The organism is Haloarcula quadrata, assembly GCF_003634715.1.
Lineage (GTDB): Archaea > Halobacteriota > Halobacteria > Halobacteriales > Haloarculaceae > Haloarcula > Haloarcula marismortui.
The window spans coordinates 1,097,853-1,123,052 of sequence record NZ_RBWW01000001.1; the positions used below are offsets into that span (position 1 = coordinate 1,097,853).

Annotated in this window: 30 protein-coding genes; 14 read left to right on the forward strand and 16 right to left on the reverse strand. The window is 64.8% G+C overall.

What is annotated here, in order from left to right; genetic code table 11:
- Nucleotides 1–7: 7 nt before the first annotated feature.
- Together BDK61_RS05690 and BDK61_RS05695 are read left to right on the forward strand one after the other, a co-directional pair.
- Nucleotides 8–820, forward strand: coding sequence for a helix-turn-helix transcriptional regulator (locus BDK61_RS05690; protein WP_121302562.1), 813 nt, complete (start codon nt 8–10; stop codon nt 818–820).
- A gap of 295 nt (nt 821–1,115) precedes the next feature.
- Complete coding sequence (locus BDK61_RS05695; RefSeq protein WP_004515058.1) at nt 1,116–1,349, forward strand: HTH domain-containing protein; 234 nt, start codon at nt 1,116–1,118, stop codon at nt 1,347–1,349.
- 74 nt (nt 1,350–1,423) lie between these two features.
- On the opposite strand, the gene BDK61_RS05700 is transcribed toward BDK61_RS05695, so the two are convergent.
- From BDK61_RS05700 to BDK61_RS05710, 3 genes are read right to left on the reverse strand one after another with little or no spacing between them, the layout of a single operon-like run.
- The gene (locus tag BDK61_RS05700; protein ID WP_004958130.1) at nt 1,424–1,978 is read right to left on the reverse strand and encodes a hypothetical protein; all 555 of its coding nucleotides are present in this window, start codon (nt 1,976–1,978) and stop codon (nt 1,424–1,426) included.
- Nucleotides 1,975–2,742 carry a nucleotide-binding protein gene (locus tag BDK61_RS05705; protein ID WP_121302564.1) on the reverse strand — a complete coding sequence of 256 codons (768 nt, stop codon included), beginning with the start codon at nt 2,740–2,742 and terminating at the stop codon, nt 1,975–1,977. Before BDK61_RS05705 ends, BDK61_RS05700 begins: the two co-directional genes overlap by 4 nt.
- A gap of 60 nt (nt 2,743–2,802) precedes the next feature.
- Nucleotides 2,803–4,281 carry a cobyric acid synthase gene (locus BDK61_RS05710; RefSeq protein WP_121302566.1) on the reverse strand — a complete coding sequence of 493 codons (1,479 nt, stop codon included), beginning with the start codon at nt 4,279–4,281 and terminating at the stop codon, nt 2,803–2,805.
- Between the two features lie 75 nt (nt 4,282–4,356).
- Between BDK61_RS05710 and BDK61_RS05715 the strand changes: the two genes are divergently transcribed.
- Nucleotides 4,357–4,626 (forward strand): hypothetical protein, encoded by a 270-nt coding sequence (locus BDK61_RS05715; RefSeq protein ID WP_121302568.1) that lies wholly within the window; start codon nt 4,357–4,359, stop codon nt 4,624–4,626.
- Nucleotides 4,627–4,651: 25 nt separating this feature from the next.
- Here BDK61_RS05715 and BDK61_RS05720 read toward each other — a convergent pair whose 3' ends face one another.
- The 7 genes from BDK61_RS05720 to BDK61_RS05750 all read right to left on the reverse strand — a co-directional run bounded on the left by BDK61_RS05720 (nt 4,652) and on the right by BDK61_RS05750 (nt 10,093).
- Nucleotides 4,652–5,302: a cob(I)yrinic acid a,c-diamide adenosyltransferase gene (locus BDK61_RS05720; protein WP_005537653.1), complete on the reverse strand. Its 651-nt coding sequence runs from the start codon at nt 5,300–5,302 to the stop codon at nt 4,652–4,654.
- Between the two features lie 69 nt (nt 5,303–5,371).
- The gene (locus tag BDK61_RS05725; RefSeq protein WP_121303902.1) at nt 5,372–6,088 is read right to left on the reverse strand and encodes an adenosylcobinamide amidohydrolase; all 717 of its coding nucleotides are present in this window, start codon (nt 6,086–6,088) and stop codon (nt 5,372–5,374) included.
- Nucleotides 6,081–7,139: a threonine-phosphate decarboxylase gene (locus tag BDK61_RS05730; protein ID WP_121302570.1), complete on the reverse strand. Its 1,059-nt coding sequence runs from the start codon at nt 7,137–7,139 to the stop codon at nt 6,081–6,083. The genes BDK61_RS05725 and BDK61_RS05730 overlap by 8 nt, the downstream gene beginning before the upstream one ends.
- 65 nt (nt 7,140–7,204) lie before the next feature.
- On the reverse strand, nt 7,205–7,744 hold the full coding sequence (locus BDK61_RS05735; RefSeq protein ID WP_004958117.1) for an NTP transferase domain-containing protein: 540 nt from the start codon (nt 7,742–7,744) through the stop codon (nt 7,205–7,207).
- 2 nt (nt 7,745–7,746) lie between these two features.
- The gene (gene cobS / locus BDK61_RS05740; protein ID WP_121302572.1) at nt 7,747–8,547 is read right to left on the reverse strand and encodes an adenosylcobinamide-GDP ribazoletransferase; all 801 of its coding nucleotides are present in this window, start codon (nt 8,545–8,547) and stop codon (nt 7,747–7,749) included.
- Nucleotides 8,538–9,461: a CobD/CbiB family cobalamin biosynthesis protein gene (locus tag BDK61_RS05745; RefSeq protein ID WP_004958113.1), complete on the reverse strand. Its 924-nt coding sequence runs from the start codon at nt 9,459–9,461 to the stop codon at nt 8,538–8,540. Before BDK61_RS05745 ends, cobS begins: the two co-directional genes overlap by 10 nt.
- A complete protein-coding gene (locus tag BDK61_RS05750) occupies nt 9,455–10,093 on the reverse strand; it encodes an HAD family hydrolase (protein ID WP_121302574.1) in 639 nt (212 codons plus the stop codon). The genes BDK61_RS05745 and BDK61_RS05750 overlap by 7 nt, the downstream gene beginning before the upstream one ends.
- Nucleotides 10,094–10,290: 197 nt before the next feature.
- Here BDK61_RS05750 and BDK61_RS05755 point away from each other — a divergent pair, with 197 nt between their 5' ends.
- Both BDK61_RS05755 and speB read left to right on the forward strand, forming a co-directional pair.
- Nucleotides 10,291–10,671 (forward strand): translation initiation factor IF-5A, encoded by a 381-nt coding sequence (locus tag BDK61_RS05755; protein WP_004515075.1) that lies wholly within the window; start codon nt 10,291–10,293, stop codon nt 10,669–10,671.
- Between the two features lie 2 nt (nt 10,672–10,673).
- Nucleotides 10,674–11,477, forward strand: a complete 804-nt coding sequence (gene speB / locus BDK61_RS05760; protein WP_007188748.1) for an agmatinase — start codon at nt 10,674–10,676, stop codon at nt 11,475–11,477.
- Nucleotides 11,478–11,538: 61 nt separating this feature from the next.
- Here speB and BDK61_RS05765 read toward each other — a convergent pair whose 3' ends face one another.
- Nucleotides 11,539–12,564, reverse strand: coding sequence for an amidohydrolase family protein (locus BDK61_RS05765; RefSeq protein ID WP_121302576.1), 1,026 nt, complete (start codon nt 12,562–12,564; stop codon nt 11,539–11,541).
- Nucleotides 12,565–12,669: 105 nt separating this feature from the next.
- On the opposite strand from BDK61_RS05765, the gene BDK61_RS05770 reads away from it, so the two are divergent.
- Nucleotides 12,670–13,638, forward strand: coding sequence for an alpha/beta fold hydrolase (locus BDK61_RS05770; protein ID WP_121302578.1), 969 nt, complete (start codon nt 12,670–12,672; stop codon nt 13,636–13,638).
- 84 nt (nt 13,639–13,722) lie between these two features.
- Here the strand turns inward: BDK61_RS05770 and BDK61_RS05775 are convergent, their stop codons facing one another.
- The gene (locus BDK61_RS05775; RefSeq protein ID WP_121302580.1) at nt 13,723–14,589 is read right to left on the reverse strand and encodes a CheF family chemotaxis protein; all 867 of its coding nucleotides are present in this window, start codon (nt 14,587–14,589) and stop codon (nt 13,723–13,725) included.
- Between the two features lie 181 nt (nt 14,590–14,770).
- Here BDK61_RS05775 and BDK61_RS05780 point away from each other — a divergent pair, with 181 nt between their 5' ends.
- From BDK61_RS05780 to BDK61_RS05790, 3 genes are read left to right on the forward strand one after another with little or no spacing between them, the layout of a single operon-like run.
- The gene (locus BDK61_RS05780) at nt 14,771–15,553 is read left to right on the forward strand and encodes a hypothetical protein (RefSeq protein WP_121302582.1); all 783 of its coding nucleotides are present in this window, start codon (nt 14,771–14,773) and stop codon (nt 15,551–15,553) included.
- Between the two features lie 51 nt (nt 15,554–15,604).
- Nucleotides 15,605–16,369 (forward strand): Nif3-like dinuclear metal center hexameric protein, encoded by a 765-nt coding sequence (locus BDK61_RS05785; RefSeq protein ID WP_121302584.1) that lies wholly within the window; start codon nt 15,605–15,607, stop codon nt 16,367–16,369.
- Nucleotides 16,370–16,373: 4 nt separating this feature from the next.
- Nucleotides 16,374–16,937, forward strand: a complete 564-nt coding sequence (locus tag BDK61_RS05790) for a transcription elongation protein SprT (RefSeq protein WP_121302586.1) — start codon at nt 16,374–16,376, stop codon at nt 16,935–16,937.
- Here the strand turns inward: BDK61_RS05790 and BDK61_RS05795 are convergent, their stop codons facing one another.
- Together BDK61_RS05795 and BDK61_RS05800 are read right to left on the reverse strand one after the other, a co-directional pair.
- Nucleotides 16,938–17,267 (reverse strand): AzlD domain-containing protein, encoded by a 330-nt coding sequence (locus tag BDK61_RS05795; RefSeq protein WP_121302588.1) that lies wholly within the window; start codon nt 17,265–17,267, stop codon nt 16,938–16,940.
- On the reverse strand, nt 17,257–17,949 hold the full coding sequence (locus tag BDK61_RS05800) for an AzlC family ABC transporter permease (protein ID WP_004958091.1): 693 nt from the start codon (nt 17,947–17,949) through the stop codon (nt 17,257–17,259). Before BDK61_RS05800 ends, BDK61_RS05795 begins: the two co-directional genes overlap by 11 nt.
- A 133-nt stretch (nt 17,950–18,082) precedes the next feature.
- Between BDK61_RS05800 and BDK61_RS05805 the strand changes: the two genes are divergently transcribed.
- From BDK61_RS05805 to BDK61_RS05815, 3 genes are all read left to right on the forward strand, one after another.
- Nucleotides 18,083–19,096, forward strand: coding sequence for a deoxyhypusine synthase (locus tag BDK61_RS05805; protein WP_121302590.1), 1,014 nt, complete (start codon nt 18,083–18,085; stop codon nt 19,094–19,096).
- A 111-nt stretch (nt 19,097–19,207) separates the two neighbouring features.
- On the forward strand, nt 19,208–20,209 hold the full coding sequence (locus BDK61_RS05810) for a glycerophosphodiester phosphodiesterase (protein ID WP_004958087.1): 1,002 nt from the start codon (nt 19,208–19,210) through the stop codon (nt 20,207–20,209).
- Nucleotides 20,210–20,225: 16 nt separating this feature from the next.
- A complete protein-coding gene (locus BDK61_RS05815) occupies nt 20,226–20,729 on the forward strand; it encodes an MGMT family protein (RefSeq protein ID WP_121302592.1) in 504 nt (167 codons plus the stop codon).
- Here the strand turns inward: BDK61_RS05815 and BDK61_RS05820 are convergent.
- Together BDK61_RS05820 and lonB are read right to left on the reverse strand one after the other, a co-directional pair.
- Nucleotides 20,726–21,547 (reverse strand): CPBP family intramembrane glutamic endopeptidase, encoded by an 822-nt coding sequence (locus BDK61_RS05820; RefSeq protein ID WP_007188757.1) that lies wholly within the window; start codon nt 21,545–21,547, stop codon nt 20,726–20,728. The two genes, BDK61_RS05815 and BDK61_RS05820, sit on opposite strands and share 4 nt — an antisense overlap.
- Nucleotides 21,548–23,677, reverse strand: a complete 2,130-nt coding sequence (gene lonB / locus BDK61_RS05825; RefSeq protein ID WP_004958081.1) for an ATP-dependent protease LonB — start codon at nt 23,675–23,677, stop codon at nt 21,548–21,550.
- Nucleotides 23,678–23,847: 170 nt separating this feature from the next.
- Here lonB and BDK61_RS05830 point away from each other — a divergent pair, with 170 nt between their 5' ends.
- Both BDK61_RS05830 and BDK61_RS05835 read left to right on the forward strand, forming a co-directional pair.
- Nucleotides 23,848–24,414 (forward strand): nicotinamide-nucleotide adenylyltransferase, encoded by a 567-nt coding sequence (locus tag BDK61_RS05830; RefSeq protein WP_004958079.1) that lies wholly within the window; start codon nt 23,848–23,850, stop codon nt 24,412–24,414.
- A complete protein-coding gene (locus BDK61_RS05835) occupies nt 24,414–25,193 on the forward strand; it encodes an SAM hydrolase/SAM-dependent halogenase family protein (protein ID WP_121302594.1) in 780 nt (259 codons plus the stop codon). The genes BDK61_RS05830 and BDK61_RS05835 overlap by 1 nt, the downstream gene beginning before the upstream one ends.
- The last annotated feature ends 7 nt before the right edge of the window (nt 25,194–25,200 follow it).

The window sequence follows — 25,200 nt, forward strand, 5'->3', positions numbered from 1 at the left end:
GTATCCAATGGCGGAGGGTCCAGACGACACCGGTTTCGAGGACTGCCAGTTCCTTACTGGGTCACCACAGCGGTTCGCGGTGTTGGCCCAGCTCCGGGAGCGACCGGCACGGCCCACCGACCTGTGTGATACAGTGGATGCGACGCGAACCACAATTCAGCGGATACTCGCGGGCTGCACCGAGCGGCAGTGGGTCGTCAAGCGGGACGGCGAGTATCAACTCACGGTGACTGGGCAACGAGTGTTCGACCAGTATAGCACGCTTCTCAGCGAAATCGACCAGGCACGGACAGTCGGCCCGCTGGCTGCCCATCTCGGCGCTATCGCAGTAGACCTCCCGCCGGAGCTGCTAGACCCTGAGTGTCTCACGACGAGTTCCGAACAGAACCCCCTAGCCGCGATTGATCGGTTCACGGACTGGCTGCACGAGGTCAATGGCGACGTTCGAGCCATCTCGCCTATCGTAACGTCGGTGTTCAACGATGCCGCGGTGGAACTGCTCGAAACGGGGACACATATCGAGTTCATTATTGACCACAGTGTCCTCGAACGGTCCGCGTCCGACTTCTCAGATGCACTGGATCGAGGCCTCGAACACGAGAACATCGACACGTACGTCCACGACACCACGCTCGATATCGGTCTCGCACTGGACCGCTCGCGGGTCTGTCTGGCGGCCTACGACGACCGGAACAACCTCCGAGCGATAGCGGAATCTGACGCTACAGCAGTGTATCACTGGGCTGAGACAGTGTTCGACCGATACCGGGAGCGTTCACAACCGCTCGCGGCAGTTCTGTCTGTACAGGAAAAGAACTGATAACGCGCTGGTATGGAAGGGCCGAAGGGAGCACTGGTCGCGCTCCAGCACTTACTGGAGGGCGGGATGGCGTATCCCCGGAATAGAATATAGCTGGGGGGTGTCTATACTTATTCGCTGTAACTGTTTCGGGAGCCAACATATGTTACAGGGCCTGTAACAGCCCTGATTTTCATGCCTCTGTGCTCTGACGTTCCTGAACCTTTTTCGACAACAATAGGCTGTGTTTCTATACTTTCACCCAGAATGAAATAATAGCCGACAGTATAAGTATGTGGCAATCGTTAACAGAAGTATGTCTCCGCCTGGACGAGAGATCCAGTACACTGAATCGGACGTTATCGAGGTGTTCAAACACCGAAACGATTACGCGGAGCCACTCACGGCGTCGGAGGTGGCGGACAGACTCGGCTGCTCGCGCCGAACCGCACTGAACAAACTCCACGACCTCGAATCAGAGACAGATATCACGAGCAAGAAAGTCGGCGGACGGTCGCGAGTGTGGTGGATCCCGGTCCGAGCAGACTGATCTCGACTGGTGTAGAGTACGGCCGGACAGTGCCGACCTCGGCGGGTGTATCGAACTCCAGCTAGGCGAGCCCCTCAGAAATCCCACTCCTGAGCGCGTTCGCGGGCCTCCGAGCGCGCCTGTTGTTTGATCGCCTCGATTTTCTCCGCATCGTCAAGGAACGCTTCGACAGCGCTCTGTTCTCCGGGTCTGGACTCAGTTGCTGTCGCCTCGTCGTCCGTTGTCGACAGCCGCTCGTCGGGGGCCGCCCGCCGCGTGCTGTCGGCCAGCGCCGGGTCGCCACCAAGCCGTTCGGCGGGCATCCCGGGCGGGACTCGCAGGTCGGCTGCTTCGTGTGCCGATTCGAGGTCGGCGGCGTCGAGTGCGTACAGTGAGACGTGATACGGGCCGGGAATGGCGAGGTCTGCAAGCGCCGGCGGGCCACCGCGGTCCGTCCCAGTGTGGTAGGCTAGCGCCGGGACGCCGTCGGTAAACGTGATGACGCCCCGGCCCTCGCCGTCGAGCAGGAGCGTCTTCTGGGACTCGAAGACGGCGTAGCCGGTCAGCTCTCGGTCGAGCACGTCCGCGAGTGTGTCCCGCGGGTCCGTGACGACGCGTGACTTGTCGAGTCGGCCGCGGGGTAACTTCATAGTGACTCGGGGATGACAGCGCTCTGGAACCGGTCGGCGGCGTCGGCGGCCGTCCCGTTCTGGACTGTGAGCGTCTCTGCGGCCGCTCGGTAGGCTGTTGCCGCCTCACATTCGGGGGCGTGAGCAAGGAGTGGCCGGCCAGCACGGCGTGCTTCGCGGGCGCGCTCGCTCTCGGGAACTGACGCGAGCGTCGGCCCGTCGAAGTACCGCTCGGTCTTCTCGGAGACTTGTTCGATAGACTCGGACTCGCGGACCTTGTTGAACAGGAGGCCAGCAACGTCCGTATCGTAAGTCGTCGCGTACTCCTGAACCTTCAGCCCGTCCGAGATGGCTGGAATCGTTGGCTGGAGGACAACGACGATGCGGTCGGCCAGCACGATTGGCAGGACTGCGGTCCGGCTGTCTAACGCCGGTGGCGAGTCCAGCAGAATGATATCCGTGTCTTCTGCAAGCGCCGCAACCACGTCTCGAAGCCGGCCCGGGTCGGCGTCCCTGAAGCCGTCCAGACTCGTTCCGCAGGGGACGACAGTCATCCCGAACCGGTCGTACGTGGCTGCCTCGACGGGCGCGTCAGCAGCCAGCACATCGTGCAGCGTCGTCTCCGCATCTGAGAGGCCGGCGTGAAAGAGGAGGTTCGCCATGCCCGTGTCGGCGTCGACGACTGTCACGTCGTAGCGGTCGGCAAGCGCCATCCCGAGAGCGACGGTGCTCGTCGTCTTGCCAGTTCCGCCCTTCCCACTGGCGACCGCGAACACTTCGACCATTGGAGAATATTGCGAGCTAGCTGCATATAAATTTCCGGTATCTAAAAAAGTATCAAACACTCACTGGTCGGACAGTCCGAGCGGCCCGAGGTCGACGTGGTCGGTGATGAGACCGGCCGCTCGTTCGTACGGGTCGCCGTCGGCTCGCCCGGTTGTCGCCGGGAGGACAGTACCAGCACTCTCGAATGTATTTCTCACGAAGGCATCTCTGGCAGTGTCATTGATGAAGAGGTCATGGAGGTAGGTTCCAAGAACGGTATCGGTGGCCGCGCCGTCACCGTCGAAGGGACGGGCCGCCGCACCCGTCAGCTTCGAGTCGCCCATGTGAATCTCGTAGCCCTCGACGGTTCCGCTTGCCCCGGAGAGTGGGCCGACGCCATCGATATCTCGCTGGACGTGTTCCACGGTCTTCGATTCACTGAATTCCGTCGTCACCGGGAGCAAGCCCAGTCCCTCGACACGGTCCGCATCGCCGGTCCCCTCTATTGAGGCGTTCGTGATCGCTTCGCCGAGCATCTGGTAGCCGCCACAGAGGCCGACGACGGGGCCGTCGAACGCCCGGAGGCGGTCGCCGAATCCAGCGTCGGTAAGCGCCCGTAGGTCGTCGACAGTGTTCTTACTCCCTGGCAAGACCACTGCGTCGGCGTCGTCGAGGGCGGCATCAGGCGGGATGTACGCGACCCTGACGCCAGGCTCGTGGGCGAGCGGCTGGAGGTCGGTAAAGTTCGAGATGCGCGGGAGCCGCGGGACCGCGACGGTGACGCTCTCAGCGTCGGGAACGGCGTCATTGTCGCCGACGACAGACCGCTCGCCGACTGGCGGCAGCGCGACGCTGTCTTCCTCGGGAAGCCCGGGGTCGTCGTGTGGAAGCACGCCGAGGACGGGAACGCCGGTTCGGTCCTCGAACGCATCGATGCCCGGGTCAAGCAGCGACTGGTCGCCACGGAACTTCGTGATGACCGCGCCGGCCACCTGCTTGCGGATGTCGTCGGGGACCAGTTCCAGCGTCCCAACGAGCGACGCGAACACGCCGCCGCGCTCGATGTCCGCGACGAGCAGGATGTCGGCATCGGCAAAGCGCGCCGTCTCGATGTTTGCTAGGTCGCGGTCGTGGAGATTGATTTCGGCGATGGAACCCGCGCCCTCGGCGACAATCACGTCGTGGGATTGCGCGAGTCGGTCGTGGGCCGCACGAGCGGTCTCCAGCGCGTCCTCCCAGTGCTCGTCGTAGTAGCCTCGCGCCTCGAAGTGGCCGACCGCATCGCCGTCCAGAATGAGCTGTGATTCGCCGTCACCCCGCGGTTTCAGCAGCACTGGATTGTGGTCGGTCGACGGCGCAACGCCGGCTGCGCGGGCCTGAACGTACTGCGAAACACCGACTTCGCCGCCCGGTGTCGCCCGGGCGTTGTTGCTCATATTCTGGGCTTTGAACGGCGCGACCGAGACACCACGGTCGGCCAGATAGCGACAGAGCCCGGCCGCGACGGTCGACTTGCCGACGTGGCTGGCCGTCCCGGCGACCAGCAGCGTGTGGGCCATTACGACGGTCTGGGGCCGCCTGGAACATCAGTGGTTCGGCGAGAGTTCTTTGTCTCGGCCTGCCGAAGTTTGTCCGTGACCGACGAACGACTCCAAGCCCTCCACGAACACCTCACGAAAACCGGGGAGCGGCCGGTCGAACGCACGGCCAGCCGCTGGCTCGGGGAGGCGGAGGCCGTCGCCGCCGACATTGCTGGGGGAGACCCCTCTGAGGACGCGCTAACCGAGCGGCTGGCGACGGTCGACCACATTCTATCACACGTCGACAGCACCGACGATGCCGTTGCCGACGACCACGTCGAAGCGGCTCGCGAGATTGTTGATGCCCTGCTGGCCGAGCGGTAAGTACCTCTCTTGGACGCCGGGAAGCTCAGAACTCCGTGCCCTTCCGCGCGCCCTGACCGGCGTCGATTGGGTGTTTCTCCTTGCTGACTTCCGTGATAAGGTCCGCATGGTCGGTCAGGAACTCCGGCCGCTCGTGTCCGCCTGTGAGGACGAGTTCGAGGTCATCGGGCTTGGCCGCAATAAGCTCAAGTACGTCCTCGGGGTCGACGAGGCCGCGGTTCGCGGCGTAGAGAACTTCGTCGAGGACGAGCATATTGACCCCCTCCTCTGGCGGACCGTCGGCGTCCTGTGGCGTCAAAAGGTCGGCGTCGGCGCTGGCCTGCACAATCTCTTGGGCGCGGTCGAGTGCCCCCTTCGCGCGGGCCTCGTGTTCGTCGTCCTCGCTCCCGTCGAGGAAGCCGTGCCAGCCGTAGTGGCCGGCGTTCTCGTAGGAAAACCCTGGGAGCGCGGCGATGGCGTTGTACTCGCCGCGCACGTCTTCGACGGTGCTGGTCCCGCCTTTCATGAACTGCAGGAGGTGGACGCGGTAGCCGTGACCGACGGCACGGGTCGCCATCCCCAGCGCCGCCGTCGTCTTGCCCTTGCCGTCGCCCCACCAGACCTGCACCAGCCCGAACTCCTCGGGCACACTCGGACTGATGGGCTCGGCGGTCGGTCCGGCCGTGTTGTCGCTCATATCCGTTTGTTCGGTTGGATTCTGTTTAGCCGTTTGGACTCCGGGACCGTCGTGGGATACACTGTCCTCTCACGGCTCGAAAATCTCGGTATCCCGGTCGGTGACGACGCCGTACTCCGCGCCGTCGACGGTCGGCAGGGCGTCGCCCCCGTAGCGGGCGGCCAGACTCGCTCTGATAGCATCGCGGACACAGACGCGGGTAGCGGCCCCAATTTCGGTCGCACTCCCAGCGAAAGAGGCGCGCTCGGCGCTCGGGACACAGCCGACGATGGCCGCGTCCGATGTGGTTCCGGGGACGCTTGCCGCGTCTAGCAGCGTCGCAGCCTTCGCCTCGACGGCGGTGGCGAGCAGCGTCGCCAGCGCGCCCTCGTCCAGCGCCCGGTCGACACCGACGATGAGATTGACCGTCCCGGGCCACCAGTCGGGGCTGTCCGCCGGATTCGACGCAGTCCCGTCGGAGCCGTCGGCTGTCTCCGCTGCCGACATCGGCAACGCGGCGGGGTTCGAGAGACCCGCTGTTGCCAGCACCGACACCGACCCGCTCCGGGCACAGCGGGCGTGTTCCATGTGAACACCAGTGAGCAACGTCGGGCCGACGGCGAAGCCGGCACCAGACAGCCGCTCGGCGCGGTAGGCGTCGAGGTCGGTCCGCTCGAACCCCTCGGGGACGGTGACGTTGTAGACGGCGTCCGCGGTCCGGTAGCCGCCGTCCCACGCTGTCGAGAGCCAGCGTGCTCCCTCGCGGCGACTCTGGCAGACACCGTCCCGGACAGTCGTTTCAAACATCCAGCGCATCCAGCAGCCGGTCGTTTTCTTCGGGGGCTCTGACAGCGACGCGGATGTGCGAGTCCAGCCCCCGGAAGGTGCGGGCATCCCGGAGTGCGATACCAGCCTCGCGGGCCGAGGCGAGGATATCGTCGACGGACTCGTCGGCCTCGCTGACTGACAGCAACAGGAACGGCGCATCGGAGGGGGACACGTCGAACCGGTCGCCGAGACGCTCGCGCATCCGTGCCCGCTCGTCGGCGACACGGGCTTTCGTCTCCGCGACGAACTCGTGTTGTCCGTAGCAGTGTGCGCCCACCGCGGCCGCGGCAGCGCTCATCGACCAGGCACGTCGCGCGGTGGCGAGTCGGTCCCCGGCGTCGCCGGTCCCGACGGCATAGCCCATCCGGATGCCGGGGAGACCGAATAGCTTCGTCAGCGAGCGTGCGACGATGACGCCCTCACGGCCCGCCAGCGACTGCTCGTCGGTGAACCCGAGAAAGGCCTCGTCGACCAGTAGCGTCGTCCCGGCTTCCAGACAGTCATCGGCGAAGGCCCGGAGCGCCGCCGGGTCCGCTGTCTCGCCGGTCGGATTGTTCGGGTTGCAGACGATGGCGAGCGCGTGACTGTCCGGGTCGGCGGTCAGCAGTTCGTCGTGTGGAACAAACTCCGGCGTCCCGCCCTGAAGCCGGACTTCGCGGGCATACTCGCCGAAGCTAGGGTACGGAACGAGGATGCTGTCACCCGCTCGAACCGTCGTCTGAATCGCCAGCCGTATGGCTTCGAGGCCGCCGGCAGTAGGTATCACCTGCGCCGGGTCGCAGCCGACAAAGGACGCCGCGGCCTCGCGGAACTCGGGGTAGTCATCCGCCGGATACGAGCGGGCTGTGTCGAACGCCTCCCGGTACGCTTCCGCGGTCTCCGTCGGAACGCGGGGGTTCGTGTTCGCGCTGAAATCCAGGAGGTCCGGGTCGTCGCTACTGCCGTGTGGCACGCGTCCGTCCGGACCGATGGCGTCTCCGGGTCCCTCGCCGCCACTTGCCCGCAAGCCCTCGACCGAATCAGGGTCCATTGACAGTGGCTACGGTGGGCGATGTGGAGAAAGTTTCGTGGCGGCTCGGTGTCCACTGCATATGGTTACAGCCACTGTTCCGCTACGCGCGCATCAGCGAGCGTGTTGACATTGACTGCGACACGTCGGTCCCATGTGAGCCAGGCGTCGTCGGGGCCATCGCCGACGACGTTGATGCCCGTCGGCGCGACTTCTCGGTTGCCGCTTTCGAACGTCGTGTCGTCGCTGACGCCAAGCTCGCGCTTCAGCGAGGCCGGGACCAGAACTGACAGCGAGCCCCCGCTATGCCTGTCGAGCACGCGGTCAACTATCTCGCCGTCAAGCAGCGGAAGGTCGATGGCGACCGTCAGCACCGGCTGGGAGAGCTGGTCGTCATTCAGCGCCGCGTCGAGGTCCGCGACGTACCCCTCACCCGGCGTCTCGATGCAGGGAACGTCCAGACAGGACTGCGTTTCCGGTGCGTTTGGCGACGTTGCGGCGATAATTCTCTCGACGGCACTATCTTCGAGTGCACCGACGACACGGCCGACCATCGGGACGCCGCCGATTCGAAAGAGCGGCTTCTCGACCTTGGTGTCGAGCCGCGTCCCGCGACCGCCACACATCATCAGAGCGTCCACGCGAGCACCCCCCAGTCGACGAGCGGTATCGACCAGACGCCACCGAACAGCGACCACACGGCGACGCCGACGTGGAGCGCGACGGCGCGCGTGAGTTCGTTGGCCGCGCCGAAGGCGTCGCCGCTGACGCCGCCCAGTCGCTGGTCAGCCCAGTTTGAGAGACCTATCGCCAGCAGCGGGCCGGTAAGAACTGCGACTGTGGCTGCCGGAACAGCGATAATGGCGGCCGGGAGTGAGACGGCGAGTGCGCCGACGAGGTGGCGCGGGCCGTTCCCGTCGATGACCGTCGCGCCGAACCCCTCGTGGCTCGGGCGGCCGATGCAGGCCAGCGTCGCCATCGCCAGCTTCGCCCCTACCTCGGCGGCGAGGACCAGCGAAACGGCGACCAGCGGCGGGAGCCGGGCAACAGCCAGCGCGGCCAGTGCGAGCGCGAGGAGGGCGGTCCCCAGCGCGAGGACGGCCCCGACGCCGATGGTCGTGTCCCGCATCACGTCGCGGCGCTTTTCGGGGTCGCCGTGGACGACAGCGGCGTCCCCGAGGTCAGCGAGGCCGTCGGCGTGGTTGACACCGGTGACGAGGACGACGCTCCCGAGGTACGCCGCGGCGACGACCGGGGCTGGGAGCAGGCCGGCAGCGAGAAACGGGAGTGCGACGAGGCCGCCGACGACGTAGCCGGCAAGCGGGAACGCTGCCGGCGTCCCGACGAAGGCGTCCCACGCCTGTTGGCTGTGGCCAACCGGGAGCCGTGAGAGGAACCCGAGCGCCCCCCGGACCGCAGTCAGAACCACGCGACCACCCCCAGAGCGGCCAGCACGTACGCCAGCACCCCGGCGACGCCGACCCGCGTCACGCTGCGTTGGGCCGTCGCCACGTCGGGGAGTCCTCTCGCAGGGTTCAGGACGTACACGCCCGGCTTCTCCAGCCGAACGTCGAGCGCCGCGGCGGCCGTCCCCATCGGCCACCCGGAGTTCGGCGAGGGGACGCCGTCCAGCCAAGCTCGGGCGCGGGTTACGGACCGCGGCGACCCACAGGCGAGGGCAAGCAGGAGCGCGCTCAGCCGGGCCGGGAGCCACATCACGGCGTCGTCGAGCCGCGCCGCAGGTGTCCCGACGCGTTTCGAGCGGTAGCCCAGCATCGAATCCATCGTGTTGACGGCCTTGACCCACGCCGCTGCACCGGCAGCGACGGGAAGCGCTGGCAGGCCGACGCCCGTAGCGACGAGTCCCCCTCCAACGAAGGCGGCCAGCGACGCGACGAGGCCGTCGGCGAGGTTCTCCGACGCGCTCTCGACGGCGGCGCTCCGGACCTCGCCCGCAGAGAGAGCGCTGGCGTCGCGACCGGCGAGTGCGAGTAGCCCGTCCCGAGCGGCCGGGAGGTCGGTGTCGGTGTCAGCGATGACGCCCCGTGCGGTCGAAAGGAGACTGCGGAGACTCGTGGTCAGGAATAGCGTGAGACCGGCGAGCGTGACGGCAGCGAGGGGCGCGACACTGGCGGCGAGTGCGACGCCGCCACCGACGACGACAGCAACTCCAACGGGCAACAGCGCCGCGGCAAGTCCCCCGACCGCAAGCGGGTGGTCCCACTCACGGTCGACCGCTCCGACGAGCCGTCCGAACCACGCAACCGGATGCAAGCGGGTTGGCGGCTCACCGATTGCGAGTTCCAGCCCGCCGGCGACGGCCACCGCCAGCGCGCTCAACACAATTCGTCCTCCCGGAGTTGTTCGGCTATCGCCGGGAGCGAGTCGTCCTCAAGCAGTATCGATTGTGCGCCCACGCGACCCGCGCCGCCGTCCGTCCGGGCGTCGTCACCGACGTGGACGAGGTCGGCAAGCGCCACGTCGAGTGCGTCGGCGGTCGACTCGAAGATATTTGGATGGGGTTTTCGCCAGCCGCAGTCGACGCTGGTGACGACGGCGTCGAACGAGTGGTCGCTCCGGGCTTCGATGGTTGCTCGTTCCAGCGTTCGCTCGACCAGCCCTAGGACGCTGCAGTTCGAGCAGACAGCGACCGGGCCTCGCTGTGCGGCGGCGTCCAGCGCGTCGATGGCCCCCTCACGGACCGTGACCGGGCTGTCGAACGCGTCGAGGACGGCTTCGGTCGCTGTTTCCTCGGTGACCTCGGTTCCGCGGCTGGCAAGCGCTAGTCGAACGTGCTCGTCAAGCGGCGCTTCCCGACCGCGGTCGTACTCACGATGGGCCGAACGGTAAGCGTCCTCCCAGTCGTCCGGGACCCGAACCGACCGGGCCGCAAGCGACTCCGCGACGGCGTCCCACGGCTCCGACGGCCGGTCTGCCGTAACGAGCGTCCCGAACAGGTCGAACGAGAGTGCCACACCTGTGTGGTTAGTGCAAGCTCACTTGAACTGTGGGGTAGCTGCGGGAACGGTCGGGGTACGCGGTGCTGCTGTCGGGCGTTCTGGACGTGTGTGACCTACATTTCAGGCGAACTCGGCTACAGAGCGGGAGTCACGACGGGTCTGGCTTGCGGCATTCCAAACCGTTTATACCCAAACAGGGGTAATCCGGCGGTATGGCAAGAGAGCAGACCGAAGTTCGAGAGCTCGACGAAGGAAGCTACGTCATGATCGAAGACACACCGTGTAAGATCAACTCCTACAGCACGGCCAAGCCGGGCAAACACGGCAGCGCCAAGGCCCGAATCGACGCCAAGGGCGTCTTCGACGGAAAGAAGCGCTCGCTGTCACAGCCCGTCGACGCGAAGGTCTGGGTCCCGATTGTCAACCGGAAGCAGGGGCAGGTCGTCTCGACTGACGGCAACGACGCCCAGGTAATGGACCTCGACACGTATGACACGTTCACGATGCGCGTCCCCGAGGACATCGACCTCCAGCCTGACGACGAGATCGAGTACCTCCAGTACGAAGAGCAGCGCAAGATCACACGCTCGTAACGATGCTGCCCGGTGCGGGGGCCGACCGCGGGGCGGCCGACTACGCGATCGTGGGCGCGCCGCTTGACGCATCGACATCGTTTCGCCCCGGCGCACGCTTTGGCCCCGACCGCATCCGCAAATTCGGCCAGCAGTTCGACGACTACGACCACCGCACCGACCAGCACTTCACTGATTGTTCCGTCTACGACCACGGCGACATCGGTCCCACGGCCGACGTTGCCGAGTACCTCACGTATCTTCAGGGTACCCTCTCGGATTTCAGCAGCGACAGGGCTGTCCCGCTCGTCGTCGGCGGCGAACACACTGTTTCGGTCGCTGGCGTGCGCGCGCTCGCTCCGGACGTGTTTGTCTGTCTGGACGCACACCTCGACTTGCGGGAATCCTACGCCGGCGACGAGTACTCTCATGCGACGGTGACCAACCACGCGCTCTCGGTGGCCGACGAAGCGGTCGTACTGGGCGCACGCACTGGCTCGGAAGCCGAATGGGACCGCGCGAGCGAAGCCGACGTGACCGTGGTTCCGCCCGAAGACGTTGCCGACTGGTCGCCCGCGTTCGACGACGAGCGGGTGTACCTCTCTGTGGACATCGACGCCGCCGACCCCGGGTTCGCGCCGGGCACCGGGACGCCGGAGCCGTTCGGCCTCGACCCACGCGAGATGCACGACGTGGTCCGGGCCGTCGCACCCCAGGCCGTCGGTTTCGACGTCGTCGAGGTCAACGACCGCGACGACGGGCAGGCGGCGACGCTGGCCGCGAAACTCCTTCGGGCGTTCGTGTTCGCCCACGCGGACCAGCGCTAATCGAAAAGATATCCGAGTCTCGCTAATCGAAAAGATATCCGAGTCTCTTCCAGCCGTCGCGTTAGCAGATGACCCGGTCGATATCTAGCGGAGATGCCCGCCGGACAACTGCGTCAACTGGGTCAGCGACCGCCGAGAGGTTATCCGAGTCGCCATCGAGGACCAGTAGCGCGGCCCGGCGACCGGGTTCGATGACACCGCAATCGAGACCGACTGCTTCAGCTCCAGCGGTCGTCGCCATTCGAAGTACCGTCCGCGAAGAGAGGTCAAACGTTTTCGCGGTGTACTCCATCTCACGGAACATAGACGGGGCATTCAGCATCACGTTGTCCGTCCCGAGCGCTACGTCTGTGTACTCAAGCAGCGTCTCAATCGGTGGCCGGCCGACCCCGAGGACGCGGTTTGCACGGGGACAGACCGCGATGGGGACGTTCTGGTCGGCGACCCGTTCGAGGTGCTCCGCCTCGGCATGGACCATGTGGACCAGCAGGTCCGGGTCCAGATCCAGCGCCGGGTGGATATCGGTGGCGTCCGGTTCGCCGGCGTGGATAGCGAACGGAACCGCGCGCTCCTCGGCAGCGGCCCGCTCGGTGGTGAAATCGTCGTCGTTCGCGCCACTGGCACCGAACCCGTCAGCCACATCCAGCACCGCAGAGTCGTCGCTCCCGAAGATGAAGTCCTCAATATCGAGTCCCGAAGCGGCCTCGCGGAGCGCGGTTGCGCCGTCGACGCCGAACTCCCGGAAGTCGAGAAACGCTGCGGTACCGGTTCGCTGCATGAACCGGAGTGTGCGGTGCATCGCCGCAATCAGCGTCTCGTCGTCGGCCGCTTCGATTTGCTGGTGTTTCAGGCTGTCTGGCGGGACCACTGCTTCCTCCAACCCAAGCCCGACGGCTGCCTCCTTCGCAACAGAGTCGCCAATGTGGGTGTGTGCGTTCACGAACGCCGGCAGGACAATGCGGTCGTGGTCGCTCTCACGGGCCGGCGTCTCCTCGATGGCCGTTATGTACCCGTCTTCGACGACAACGTTGCCGTCGACCGGTTCGAACGACCGCCCGGCAAGGATGGTGCCCTCGATTCGCTCCATGCGATAGCGAGGGAGCGGAGCTATATGTGTCTCATGGAGACACAATCTGTTCTGTGCATCGTGAGCCACGGTACACTGATACGCCCGGCGCTGGACAGTCTACGTATGAGTGGCGGTACCACAGTTCCCGAGGACCGCGCGCTGTCGTCAGACGACTGGCCCCATCCAGCCGAGCGACGGTACGCGGACGCCCAGGCCCGCCTCGCCGACCACTACGACCTCGCCGTCGAGTCCAGAGTAACCGAGACAGACGCCGCGGGTCGCGTTCACTATCTCACCGGTGGGAACCCGGACGGCGACCCAGTCCTTCTCTTGCACGGCGTCGGAACGCCAGCAGCGACGTGGCTCCCCCTGTTCCCGGCGCTCACCAACGAGTATCGCGTGTACGCTCCCGACCGACCCGGTCTCGGCCTTTCGGCCGCTCCGAGCTACCGGGACCGGGACCTCCGGTCGTTTCTGGTGACGTACCTGCTGGAACTGCTCGATGACCTTGGGATTGACCGGCCCCACATGGTCGGCAACTCTCACGGCGGCCTCCAGTCGTTCCTGCTCGCAATCGATCACGACCGCGTGGACCGACTGCAACTGGTCGGTGCGCCGGGCGGCGTCTCGCGGGACCTCCCGCTCCTGTTTCGTCTGCTGACGGTTCGCGGTCTCAACCGCGTGTTGCTGTGGTTGCTCAACCGCGGCGACCCGGTTGAGAACGCGAGGCAGTCGATGCAGCGGGTCAATGTCGTCGACGCCTCGGCCATCCCTGAAGCGCTGTATGAACTGCTCGCAGCCGGGCAGGCCTTGCCCGGCCGGCCGGAGAGCCAGCGGTCGCTGGCGACGGCACAGGGGTCGTACGGCCGTGCCCACCCATTGTTCGATATCCGGAACGAGATCGTGCGAATCGACCGCCCAACGCAGTTCGTCTGGGGGACGGAGGATGCTTTCTATCCGCCAGCCGTGGGCCGTCCCGTTACTGAAAAGATGTCACACGCCGAGTTTCACGAACTCCCGGGATACGGCCACACGCCGTGGCTGGAACCCAACGACGACGCCGTAACACTGGTCCGTGAGTTTCTCGCCTGACTCGTATACAAAAAATTACAGAGTATACGACAGGTGAGTGGACAGCACTGGTCTGTTTTGTGTCTGTTGACATCTGGGTGGACCTCAGCTATCCCACCCACTGACGGCTTGCTCGGCGACGAGTACCCAGCCAAGCATTTCTAGCCGAACTTCGCCGTCTTCGAGCGTTACCAAGTCGTTCTCGATTAGTTCCTCGAGGAGGGCCGCCGGATCAGCTGATTCCTGTGACAGTACGCTTTTGGAATCTGTGCGCCCCCCGTGTGTGTAAAGTCTCGTCAGGGTTCTGACGACCGGGGGCGGCGGGGCGAGTTCCCGAAGCTCCTGCCGCAGACCGCCGTAGCTGCGCCGAAGGTACCGCCCGAGCAGATTGAGCTTCCGCGGGGGGTTCAGCGACAGGTCGACACCCACGACGACTCCCTGTCTGACGTACCGAAGGTCGACAGCCAGTTCCCGACGGCCCAGTAGTTCCTTTTTACTGCGACTAACGCCCACGATGGTTTCGAGGTCGACGTTGAGCGGCTGTCTGATACCGGTGCACCCGACTTTTCCGGGGGTGACTCGGAGTTCCCCGATTTCAAAACGCCGGTCTGTCACGCGCCCGCCGATTGTCGCGGGGTGGCACACAGCTACCTCTGTGCCGTCAAGCAACTGTCGGAACAATAGCCCGCTGACTCGGTCTAATGTCGACTCTGACCCGCCTATGAATAGGGCGACGCGCTGTCCACCGCGTTCGAACCCGATTGTGAGTACCGTTCCCGAGAGCGTTTCCACCGCGGCCCGTGGTGGTTGTCCCAGCCTGATGTCGAAAATCTCGTCTAGTCCGGCTTCCTCCGCCAGCTGGTCGCCTTCGACAACGACACCTGCGTTGTTGAGACGGAACTGTGCCTGACTCGGCTCCGCGGAAACGGACGGACAGAACACAGTCGTCGAGAGCTCGACTGTCCGGGTCACGGTTGATTCTCTCCCGGAGCGTATTCTGTGGTCACACGGACAGCAAAGGGCCTGACTGGGGAGTCTCGACGCGTCCAATTTATCGCAGACAGTAACAGTACACCCGACGGGATGGCCACGGTGTATGTAGCAGCTATACCGGCATAAGCATTTTAGTAACCAGCATCTCCACGTAGCGGGTATGAACCAGCTATCGTCGTGTTACTTCTGTGGCGGCGCGCTCGATGTTTCGCTCTCCGAATATCCGATTATCCCGAAATCGCTGGACCCGGAAGCTGAGAAACAGGGGACTGTCGTTCTCTGCTCGACCTGCCGGGAGAAGCTCGCAACTATCGTCGAACCGGCCGTCGAGGCGGCGAAGGCGGACGCCCGCGAGACAGCGGAAACGGCTGGCGATGCCGGGACCACGGAGCCGCCGGGACTGCTGGACGAATCCGAGACGCCGACGACCGGCGGGCGGACGACCGATGAGCCGACGACCGATGAACCGACAACCACCGATAGCGTAGTCGAGCCGGCCGATGACGGCTCGCTGTTGGGCGACGATAGCGCGAGTGCAGCGGGACAGGAACAGTCGGCGCAGTCAGCGGAGACAGCGGACGCGGCTGCGGAGTCCGATTCGACGAACGTGGCAGCGGCGGACACCACGGACAGGCAAATGGCGGAGCCGACTGCGTCGAGTGGCTCGGCGGCCAAAACTGAGAGCGGAGACACCGAACGTGGTTCGGACAGCGACGACAACGATAGCAGCGATGACGGCCCGTCGCTGACGAAACTGGAGTACAACAAGGTGATGCGCTTGCTCCAGAACCGTGAGATGCCCGTTGACCGCGCGGAAATCCGCGAGGTTGCGTTCAACGCCTACGATATCGACGGCGAGCAGTTCGACGCCATCATCGACGCCGCGGTGGACCGGGGCCTCATCGGGCAGGCGAACGGCCAGTTAGTCGAATCGGACGGGTAGCCAGACGCCAGTAGAGAAAAGCATACCACCGGCCATCTCGAAGCCCGCGTTATGAATGCCGGAGACATTGCGGCACGTCTTGACGATAGACTCGACATCGAGGCTTACGCCGACATCGACGCCAGTCCGAACGGCCTGCAGGTCGGGCCGGCGAGCCAACCGGTCGAACACGTCGCCTTCGCAGTCGATGCGGCCGTCGAGACCATCGACCGCGCCGACGAGGTGGGCGCTGACCTGCTCGTAACGCACCACGGCATCGTCTGGGGCGGGATGGAGCGCGTGACCGGAACCAACTACCGCCGCGTCGCGCCGCTAATCGACAACGACCTCGCGCTGTACGTCGCTCACCTCCCGCTGGACGGCCACCAGTCGCTTGGTAACGCTGCCGGTGTTGCTGACCTGCTGGACCTCAACAACCGTGCCCCGTTCGGGGCGATGGGCGGCGAGTACATCGGCCAGCGTGGAACGCTCTCGGAGCCACAGACGGTCTCCGAACTCGCAGGTTCGCTTGAAGGCCTAGATACTGGCGGACAGCCAGTTCAGGTTCTGGACTTCGGCCCGTCGACTGCCGAGGACGTCGCCATCGTGACCGGTAGCGGCGTCGACTGGCTGCAAGAGGCGGTCGAGGCGGACGCTGACGTGCTCATCACCGGAGAGGGGAAACAGAAGGCCTTCCACGAGGCGCGCGAGCAGGGGATGCACGTCGTTCTCGCTGGCCACTACGCGACCGAAACGTTCGGCGTCCAGTCGCTCCAGACCGTCGTCGAGGACTGGGGGCTGGAGACGACCTATATCGACTGTCCGACCGGGCTCTGAGGCGATGGACGAGGGCGTTTCGTTCGAGGGCATCAACTCGGATTCGGACCTTATCGCCTGGTCACGACAGTACTGCAAGCGAGTCCGCCGCGAGCATGGCGTCTCGGTTCGGTTCGACCTCGTCGACTGGGAGGTGTCACACCGAGCCAAGCGACGGGCCTCCGCGGTCAAGCAGCCGAAACTGGACGCCGCCACTGTCGGCCAGCGGTACGACTGGGACAGTGTCGAGGGGAGCGACGGCCGCCCGCTTCCGTGTACGGTGTCGCTGACCTGGGACGCGTTTTCGACCTTCGAGCGGGCGGTCTGGGAGGCGACGCTGCGCCACGAACTCATCCACGTTGAGCAGTACCAGCGTGACGGGACGACCGACCACGGCGAGGCTTTCCGGGAGCGGGCCGACCAGCTTGACACTGATATTCACTGTCCGGCCTTCACCGACCCGAAGCACGTCCTCACCTGCGGGGCGTGTGGCGACCTCGTCGCCCGTCGTTATCAGGACTGTCCGCTCGTCGAGCAACGCGAGCAGTACCGGTCGGACTGCTGTGGGGCCTCGCTGGAACTGGCCTGACTACAGCAGGAACCTGATAGCCCAGAGGACGCCCATTCCGGTCACCATCGTCGCGAATACGTCCTCGGTCCGCCAAGCGACACTTGCTGCGAGCGCGCCGGCGATGAACTTGTCTGGGGCGAAACTACTGGCGTCGAGGGTCACGAACGACGGGAGGACAAGCGCAGCAAGGACGGCGGCGGGGACGAACCGCAACACCCGCTTGACGACCGGCGGAATCTCGTCGAGCCGACCGAACAGCGCGATAAAGGAGAGCCGACAGGCGTACGTCAGCACGCCGATGACAGCGATGACACCGGCGATCTCAACTGGGCCGTAGTTAGTCGCCATCGGTGCCTCCTGTGGCGGACTCGGTGAGAACACCAGCGGTGATGCCAACGCCGGCCGCGACGAGCAGCCCGAGGTTGAGCGGGAGCCCAGCGCCGACCACGGCGATGGCTCCACCGACGGCGGCGGCGACAGCGGTCGCTGCGTCCTCGATTGCCGGGACCAGAATCGCGAGGAAGACCAGCGGGATAGCGAATTCGAGACCCCAGGCGTCCGGGACGCCGGTCCCGAGTAGCGCCCCCGCGATAGTCGTGACCTGCCACACCGCCCAGAGCGTCACGGCGACGCCAAGGTAGTACCACTTCCGGTCGGTCTCGCTGTCGGACCGGTAGCTGGCGACCGACAGCGCGTACGCTTGATCGGTCAACACGTAGGCGAGCATCGCTTTCCACCGGCCGGTGAAATTCCGGAAGTACGGCGCGATTGATGCCGAGTACATCAGAAGCCGGAGGTTGATGACGACTGCCGTTGCAACGACAACCGTCAGCGGTGCGTTCTGTCCCAGCAACTCTAGCGCCGCGAGCTGTGATGCGCCGGCGAAGACAACCACCGACAATCCGACCGCGGCTGGCAGTCCCAGCCCGGCGTTAACCGTCGCGATGCCGGCAACGAGGCCAAACGGGATAATCCCCAGCAGAAGCGGCGCAACATCACGAACGCCGCGCCGAAACGAAGCGGTATCCATAGCTCTCCATCCAACGCAGGGGCGTCTAAGCCCTCCGTTTCAGTTGCGGTATGTGACGGCAAGTCGACACATGGTCCGTGCCCGTCGTGGCGAACCACGACGTTGAAACCCGCCCGCGCTCGACTGCACAGCAATGAGCGACCACACCGACGAGCGAGAGACGTTCCATCACGACCCCATCGGGCACGCGGAAGCTCGGGCCGGAATGACGGTCGGCGAACTGGCTAACAGCTACGGCGAGGCCGGCATCGGCGCGAGCGACATCCACGAGGCCGTCGATATCTACAGCGAGATGCTCGATGACGACGTGACGACCTTCTTCGGACTCGCCGGTGCGATGGTCCCGACCGGGATGCGGGCTATCGTCAGCGAACTCATCCGCGACGGCCACATCGATGTGCTCGTCACGACGGGGGCGAACTGCACCCACGACAGCATCGAGGCCATCGGCGGCAAGCACCACCATGGCGAGGTGACACCTGAAGGGCAAACGGAGCGCGAACACGACGAGACGCTTCGTGACGAGGGCGTCGACCGGATCTACAACGTCTATCTCCCACAGGAGCATTTCGCCCTGTTCGAGAACCACCTCCGGGACGAGGTGTTCTCGACGCTGGAAGACGAGGGCGCGGTCTCGATCCAGCGCATGACGGAGGAACTGGGCCGGGCCAACAGCGAGGTCAACGAGCGCGAGGACGTGCCTGAGGACGCCGGCGTGCTGGCGGCGGCCTACGAGAACGACGTGCCGGTGTACTGCCCGGCCTTCCAAGACTCCGTGCTGGGCCTGCAAGCGTGGATGTACTCTCAGACCAGCGAGTTCACGATCGACGCGCTGGCGGATATGACACAGATCACGGACATCGCGTACGAGGCTGACAGCGTCGGTGCGATGGTTGTCGGCGGCGGCGTCCCGAAGAACTATGTCCTCCAGACGATGCTCGTCTCGCCCGACGCCTACGACTACGCCGTCCAGTTGACGATGGACCCCTCGAACACCGGCGGTCTCTCCGGCGCGACGCTTGACGAGGCCCGCTCGTGGGGGAAACTTGAAAAGAACGCCCGGAATGTCTCGGTGTATGCCGACGCGACGATTACACTCCCACTGGTCGTGGCCGCGGCCCGCGAGCGCCACAGTACGGAAGCGTAATCACTTCGACGGAGGCGGCTACAGACCCGGCCGTTGTGGGACACATCTACTGAGAGACATATATTCCACATATAAACGGTCTTTCACGACCGCTCGGCAGCCGTATCTAGCATGTCAGAGTACATCGGTCGACGGACATTTGTCGAAGGGACGGCGGCGACGCTGGCGAGTTCCGGGATTGCGGGGAGCACAGCAGCACAGGAATCCAATGGTGGTGAGTCAGGCACCGATGACGCCACCGACACGGAGGGCGAGGGGATGACCGACGACACGACGCTCATCGCTCACCGCGGGTTTGCCGGCGTCTACCCGGAGAACACGGAACTGGCCGTCGAGGCCGCTTCGTTCGGCGGACCGGGAACGCAGACGGCCCACCGGCGCGCCGACATGGTCGAAGTCGATGTCGTGCCGACCGCCGATGGCACGCTCGTCACCTTCCACGACAACGGACTGGCCGAACGCGACGGCGGTGAGCGCGGGCTGACAGACACTGAGGGACTCGTTTTCGAGACCGACACGGATACTGTGACCAACGCGACTGTCTTGGGGACCGAAGAAACGGTCCCGACGCTTGAGACCGTCATGGACGCGATTCCACCGAGCGTCGCTGTCAATCTAGAGTTCAAGAACCCCGGGAGCGACGACCTCGCGTTCGCCGAGTCGCTGTCGGACCAGACACTGTCGACGCAGCGAGAACTGTGGCGACCCTACACCGAACGCGCGCTCGACCTCGTCAGCGAGTACGACAACGATATTCTCGTCTCGTCGTTCTACGAAGCTGCGCTTGCGACTGTCCGTGATTACGACGACTCGGTCCCCGTCGCCTTCCTTTTCTGGGATAGCATCGAGGAGGGGCTGGAGGTCACCCGCCGCTACGACTGCGACGCGATGAACGTCCCCCGGCATATGGTTCAGGGAACGCCCTTCTTCAACGACAGCGAGTACATCGACTCCGACCTGAGCGATATCGACCTCGTCGACATCGCTGCCGACGAGGACCGAGCCCTGAACACCTGGACCGTCGGCACGTGGTATCAGGCCCGGGAACTGGTCCAGGCTGGCGTCGACGGACTCATTTCCGACTATCCCACTGTGCTCTCGATTCAGGACTGATGAACGGCGATGCCGAATGTTGAAGGGCCGACCGGCCGACACCAATAGTATGGAAGCACCGACCGGGGACGCAGGAATCTACGCCCGTGAGTCGTCGTATCTCGACCGGTACGTCCAGCTTGGAGAAGCCGGCGACCGGATCATCTCGTTGTCGTTTCCGTCCCAGCCAGAGGCCGACGCTGGCGAGGACCACGCGCTGCTTGACCGCATCGACGAGTATCTTCAGGGGGTCGAAGACGACTTCGCTGATGTGACGGTCGGCCTCACGGCCCCGACGGACCAGCGAATAGTGCTGGAAGCTGTCCAGGAGATTCCGTACGGCGAAGATGCATCCGTCGCGCAGGTCGCGCGGATGACGCCGGACCTGAATGATGACGAAGAGGACGACCTCGCACAGGTCCGGGAGGCACTGGCCGCAAACCCCGTGCCGCTGTTGATTCCGGACCATCGGGTTCGAGACGGACCAAGCGCCGCGCCGCCGCCTGTCGAGCAAAAGCTCCGGGCTATCGAGGCTCTCTAGGCCCAGAGCCGGTCGACGCCCAGCCCCTCGTGGACAAGTAGTTCGAGGGCGTTGACGAGGTAGTGGGCGACGACGACGGCGAGTAAGCTGTTTGTCGCGATGAACAGGCCAGCGAGCGCCAACCCCAGCGTGCCGGTGACGACGATACCCACCCGGCCCTGTGCGCCGTGGCCCAGCGCGAAGGCGACAGAGGCGACGATAGCCATCGCCCACGCCGGCGCGTTGAGGCCGGCCACGGGGACGCCGATAGCCGCCGCCCGGAAGAGCAGTTCCTCGACGATAGCGATGACCGGCAAGACACCGCCCAGCAGGATGACCCAGCCGCCGGGCGAGTCCGGGGCGAGCAGTTCCCGTAGCGACTCATCGAAGGTGACGCCGAAGCCGTCTGCCAGCGCAGCGGCGCCCTCGTTCCCGACCCAGAAGCCGATTCCAGCGCCGATACCGATTGCCACTGCCGGCAACCCTGTCGAAAGTGCGTCACTGGTGACTCCAAACGCACTGGCGGGGATTTCGAAATAAAACGCGCCGGCGACTAGCAGCACGCCGAACAGCCCCTGTGTGAACGCGACGTTGGCAAGCAACGCCCCTGTCGAGACATCGCTCGGGGCGAGCGTGTCGCGCATCTGTTGTCGCTGGGCCGCCGCCCGTTGCGTTTCGAACCGTGGGATGGTCGGGTCCCTGTCGGCCATTGAGACGCCGTCGACTGTGGATGAGACGCCGCCGTCGGACCGTACGGCTCCCTGCGAGAGCCGTGCGAGACCGAGAAGCGCGGTTAAAAGAAACCCCGTCAGGCCGACGAATGCGGCCCACTCGGGCATTTATTGCGGACTTGGACTGCCGCCCTGCCGGCCGACCTCGTGGTCGAGTGCCTTGCCTGTGATGGACTTGAGGCGGTCGACCAGCGAGTCCTTCTCGGCTTCGCCGGCGAGTGCGACCTCGAGGACCTCTGAGATGTGCGAGACGGGAATGATCTCGATCATGTCCTCGTACTCGTCCTCGATCATCACGTCCTGCGTGTTCGCCTCGGGGATGATGACCGTATCGAGGCCGGACTTGGCGGCCGCCTCGATCTTGTGCGTGACACCGCCGACCGGGAGTACGTCACCCCGGACCGACAGTGAGCCGGTCATGGCGAGGTTCTGCTTGATCGGAACGTCTTCTATCGCGGAGATAACCGCGGTAGCGACTGTGATAGAGGCGGAGTCGCCGTCGACGCCACCTTCACCGGCCTGGACGAACTGGATGTGAACGTCCTTCTCGGAGATGTCCTCGTCAGAGAACTTCTTGATGATCGCCGAGACGTTCTGGACAGCCTCTTCGGCCATCTCCTTGAGCTGTCCCGTGGCGATGACCTGACCGGGGCCCTGTGACGGGCTGACCTCGGCCATCACGGGGAGGACGATACCGCTGTCCTCGCCCATGACGGCGAGCCCGTTGACGCGGCCGACCACGTCGCCCTGGTTGACGGTGAGCTCGTAGTCCTTGCGGCGCTCGATGTAGTTGTCCGCGAGCTGTTGCTCGATGGACCGGGAGCGCCGTTTGGCCTGCAGGACATCTGCGCGCTCGGTGCGGTCGCGGTCCTCGGCGCGGGCGATGTCGCCAGCGACGCGGACCAGTCCGCCAAGGTCACGGAACTTCAGGCTGAGGTGGCCTTTTCGGCCGGCGCGACGCCGGGCCTCCAGGATGAGCTCCTGAACGGCCTCCTCGGTGAAGTGCGGGAGCCGCCCGTCGTTTTCGACCTCCTGGGCGATGAACCGAGCGTACTTCCGTCGCATCTCGGGGTCGTCCTCGATGGTGTCGTCCATGTACACCTCGTACCCGTACCCCTTGATACGGGAGCGCAGCGCGGGGTGCATATTCTCCATCGCGTCGAGGTTCCCCGCGGCGATCATGATGAAGTCACAGGGGACGGGCTCGGTCTGGACCATCGCACCCGAAGACCGCTCGGACTGGCCCGTAATGGAGAACTCGCCCTCCTGAATGGCCGTCATCAGCTTCTGCTGGCTGCGGATATCGAGCGTGTTGATCTCGTCGACGAACAGCACGCCCTTGTTGGCCTGGTGGATCGCGCCGGGCTCGACGCGGTCGTGGCTCGGCGTCTCCATCCCACCGGACTGGAACGGGTCGTGACGAACGTCGCCCAGCAGCGCACCGGCGTGGGCACCCGTGGCGTCCTCGAACGGCGCGGTCTTCTGGTTGGCGTTGTTGACGAGCAGGTTCGGAATCATCGCGTCGCTGCCGCGCGAACCGTAGCGGAATGCGAGATAGATGACACCGGCCGCGAGAATCCCCAGCAGGACCTGCTGGACGAGGATCAGGGCGTAGCCGATGACGATGGCGATGATGATCCACATGAGGAAGGTCCGCATCTGGTTTCGCTTGCGGGCCTCCTCCTTGTGGGCCTCGACAATCTGTTCCCCTTTGCCGCCGGGGACAGTGCGTACTTTCGGTTCATTGCCGTCGTCGGGATTGTGATAGACAAGAACGTCCTGCAGTTCCTCTCGTGGGAGCAGCTGAGACATCGCCTTCGCCAGCATCGACTTCCCCGTTCCGGGGGAGCCAATCATCATCACGTGACGGCGCTGTTTGGCCGCCTTCTTGATCACGTCACGGGCGTGGTCCTGCCCGATGACCTGGTCGACGAGTCGGTCTGGCACTTCGATGTCGGCGGTCGATTCGATTTCGAGACCGCCAAGGAGATTCTCCTCATCTCCGTCCAGTTCAGACTCGCCGTCAACTTGGACATCGCTTCCGAGTGTCGTTTCGGACGTTTCTCCCTCGCCGGCCCATCGGTCCTCGGACGGGTCGGATGGCTCGTCTGCCGAGGGCTCAGAGGCGGGTTCGTTGGGGTCCTGTTTGGCCCCGTTGGTCGACGCCTCTTCCTCCCCAGCGTCGGATGCCTCCCGGTCAGGGTCGGGAGTCGCGTCGGTGTCGGTGTTGTCGCTCATACAAACGTTGCTAACATACTCACGGAAGGCCTGTCGACTGATATACTTTCTCCCCGTGTCGGTTGTTGCAACACCCCGAAAACCGCAGTACAGCGCCCGAATTAGGTGGGGTTGTATTCCGGCAGTACCGCGTCGTCGGGTTTATCAAACCACCACACCCACTGGGGAATATGCGTGGGTTCTACATCGGTCGCTTCCAGCCCTACCACAATGGCCATCACTCGATGGTCGAGCGGATCTCGGAGGAGGTCGACGAGCTTGTACTGGGTATCGGGAGCGCCGACGATTCACACACCACACACGACCCCTTTACGGCCGGTGAACGGATCATGATGATCACGAAGGCCGTCGCAGAGTACGACCTGACGACTTATGTCGTTCCCCTTGAGGACATCAACCGCAACGCCGTCTGGGTGAGCCACGTCGAGAGTATGTGCCCGGACTTCGACGTGGCGTACTCGAACAATCCGCTTGTCGTCCGCTTGTTCGAGGAGGCCGGTATCGAGGTCCGCCAGTCGCCGATGTTCGACCGCGACCGACTGGAGGGCAGCGAGATCCGCCAGCGGATGATCGACGACGAGTCCTGGCGTGACCGGGTCCCGGCATCTGTTGTGGAAGTCATTGAGGAGATCCACGGCATCAAGCGACTCCAGCACGTCTCAGACAGCGACTCGCTCGAACGGTACGCCGCCACGGGCGAATCGCTCCCCGAATCACTCGACGACCTTGACGACTGATGATAACCCTCAGTTCTGACTTCGGCTCGCCCTATCCGGCGGCGATGAAAGGCGTCATCTGTCAGGCGACCGACGCGCGTATCGAGGATATCGCTCACGATTTCCCACGGCAGGACGTGCGGGCAGCGGCGTTCTGGCTCACGCAAACGCTCCCGTACTTTCCGCCGGCAGTCCACTGTGTCGTCGTCGACCCGGGCGTCGGAACCGACAGAGACGCCATCGTCGTTCGTGCGGGCGACCACGCGCTCGTGGGGCCTGACAACGGCGTCCTCCTGCCAGTCGCCCGCGAACTGGCTGAAACCGAGAACGACGCCCCGGACACGTTCGAGGTGTTCACCTGGGCCTACGACGACCCGGCGAGTACGACGTTCCACGGGCGGGACGTGTTTGCGCCCGCCGCGGCGGCCGTCCACGACACCGGCGTCGACACCGTCGAAACCCTTTCTGAAATCGACCCAACTGAGGACTACGCTGATCTCCGGTTCCCAGCGGCCACAGTCGATGGTGACGGAGCGACCGGTGAGGTGCTCGTCGTTGATGACTTCGGGAACGCCGTGACGAACATACCCGGCGAGGTCCTCGCGGATCGGTTCGGCGGGGTGGTCTCGGTCGACGGTGTTGAGGCCCCAGTCCATCGAGCCTACGCTGCCGTCGACAAGAGTCAGCGACTCGTCACCGTCGGCAGTCACGGGAACGTCGAACTCGCCGTTAACCGCGGCCGTGGCGACGAAGCGTTCGGGGTCAGCACCGGCGACACAGTTACCATCTCACTGTGTTGACGTGTAG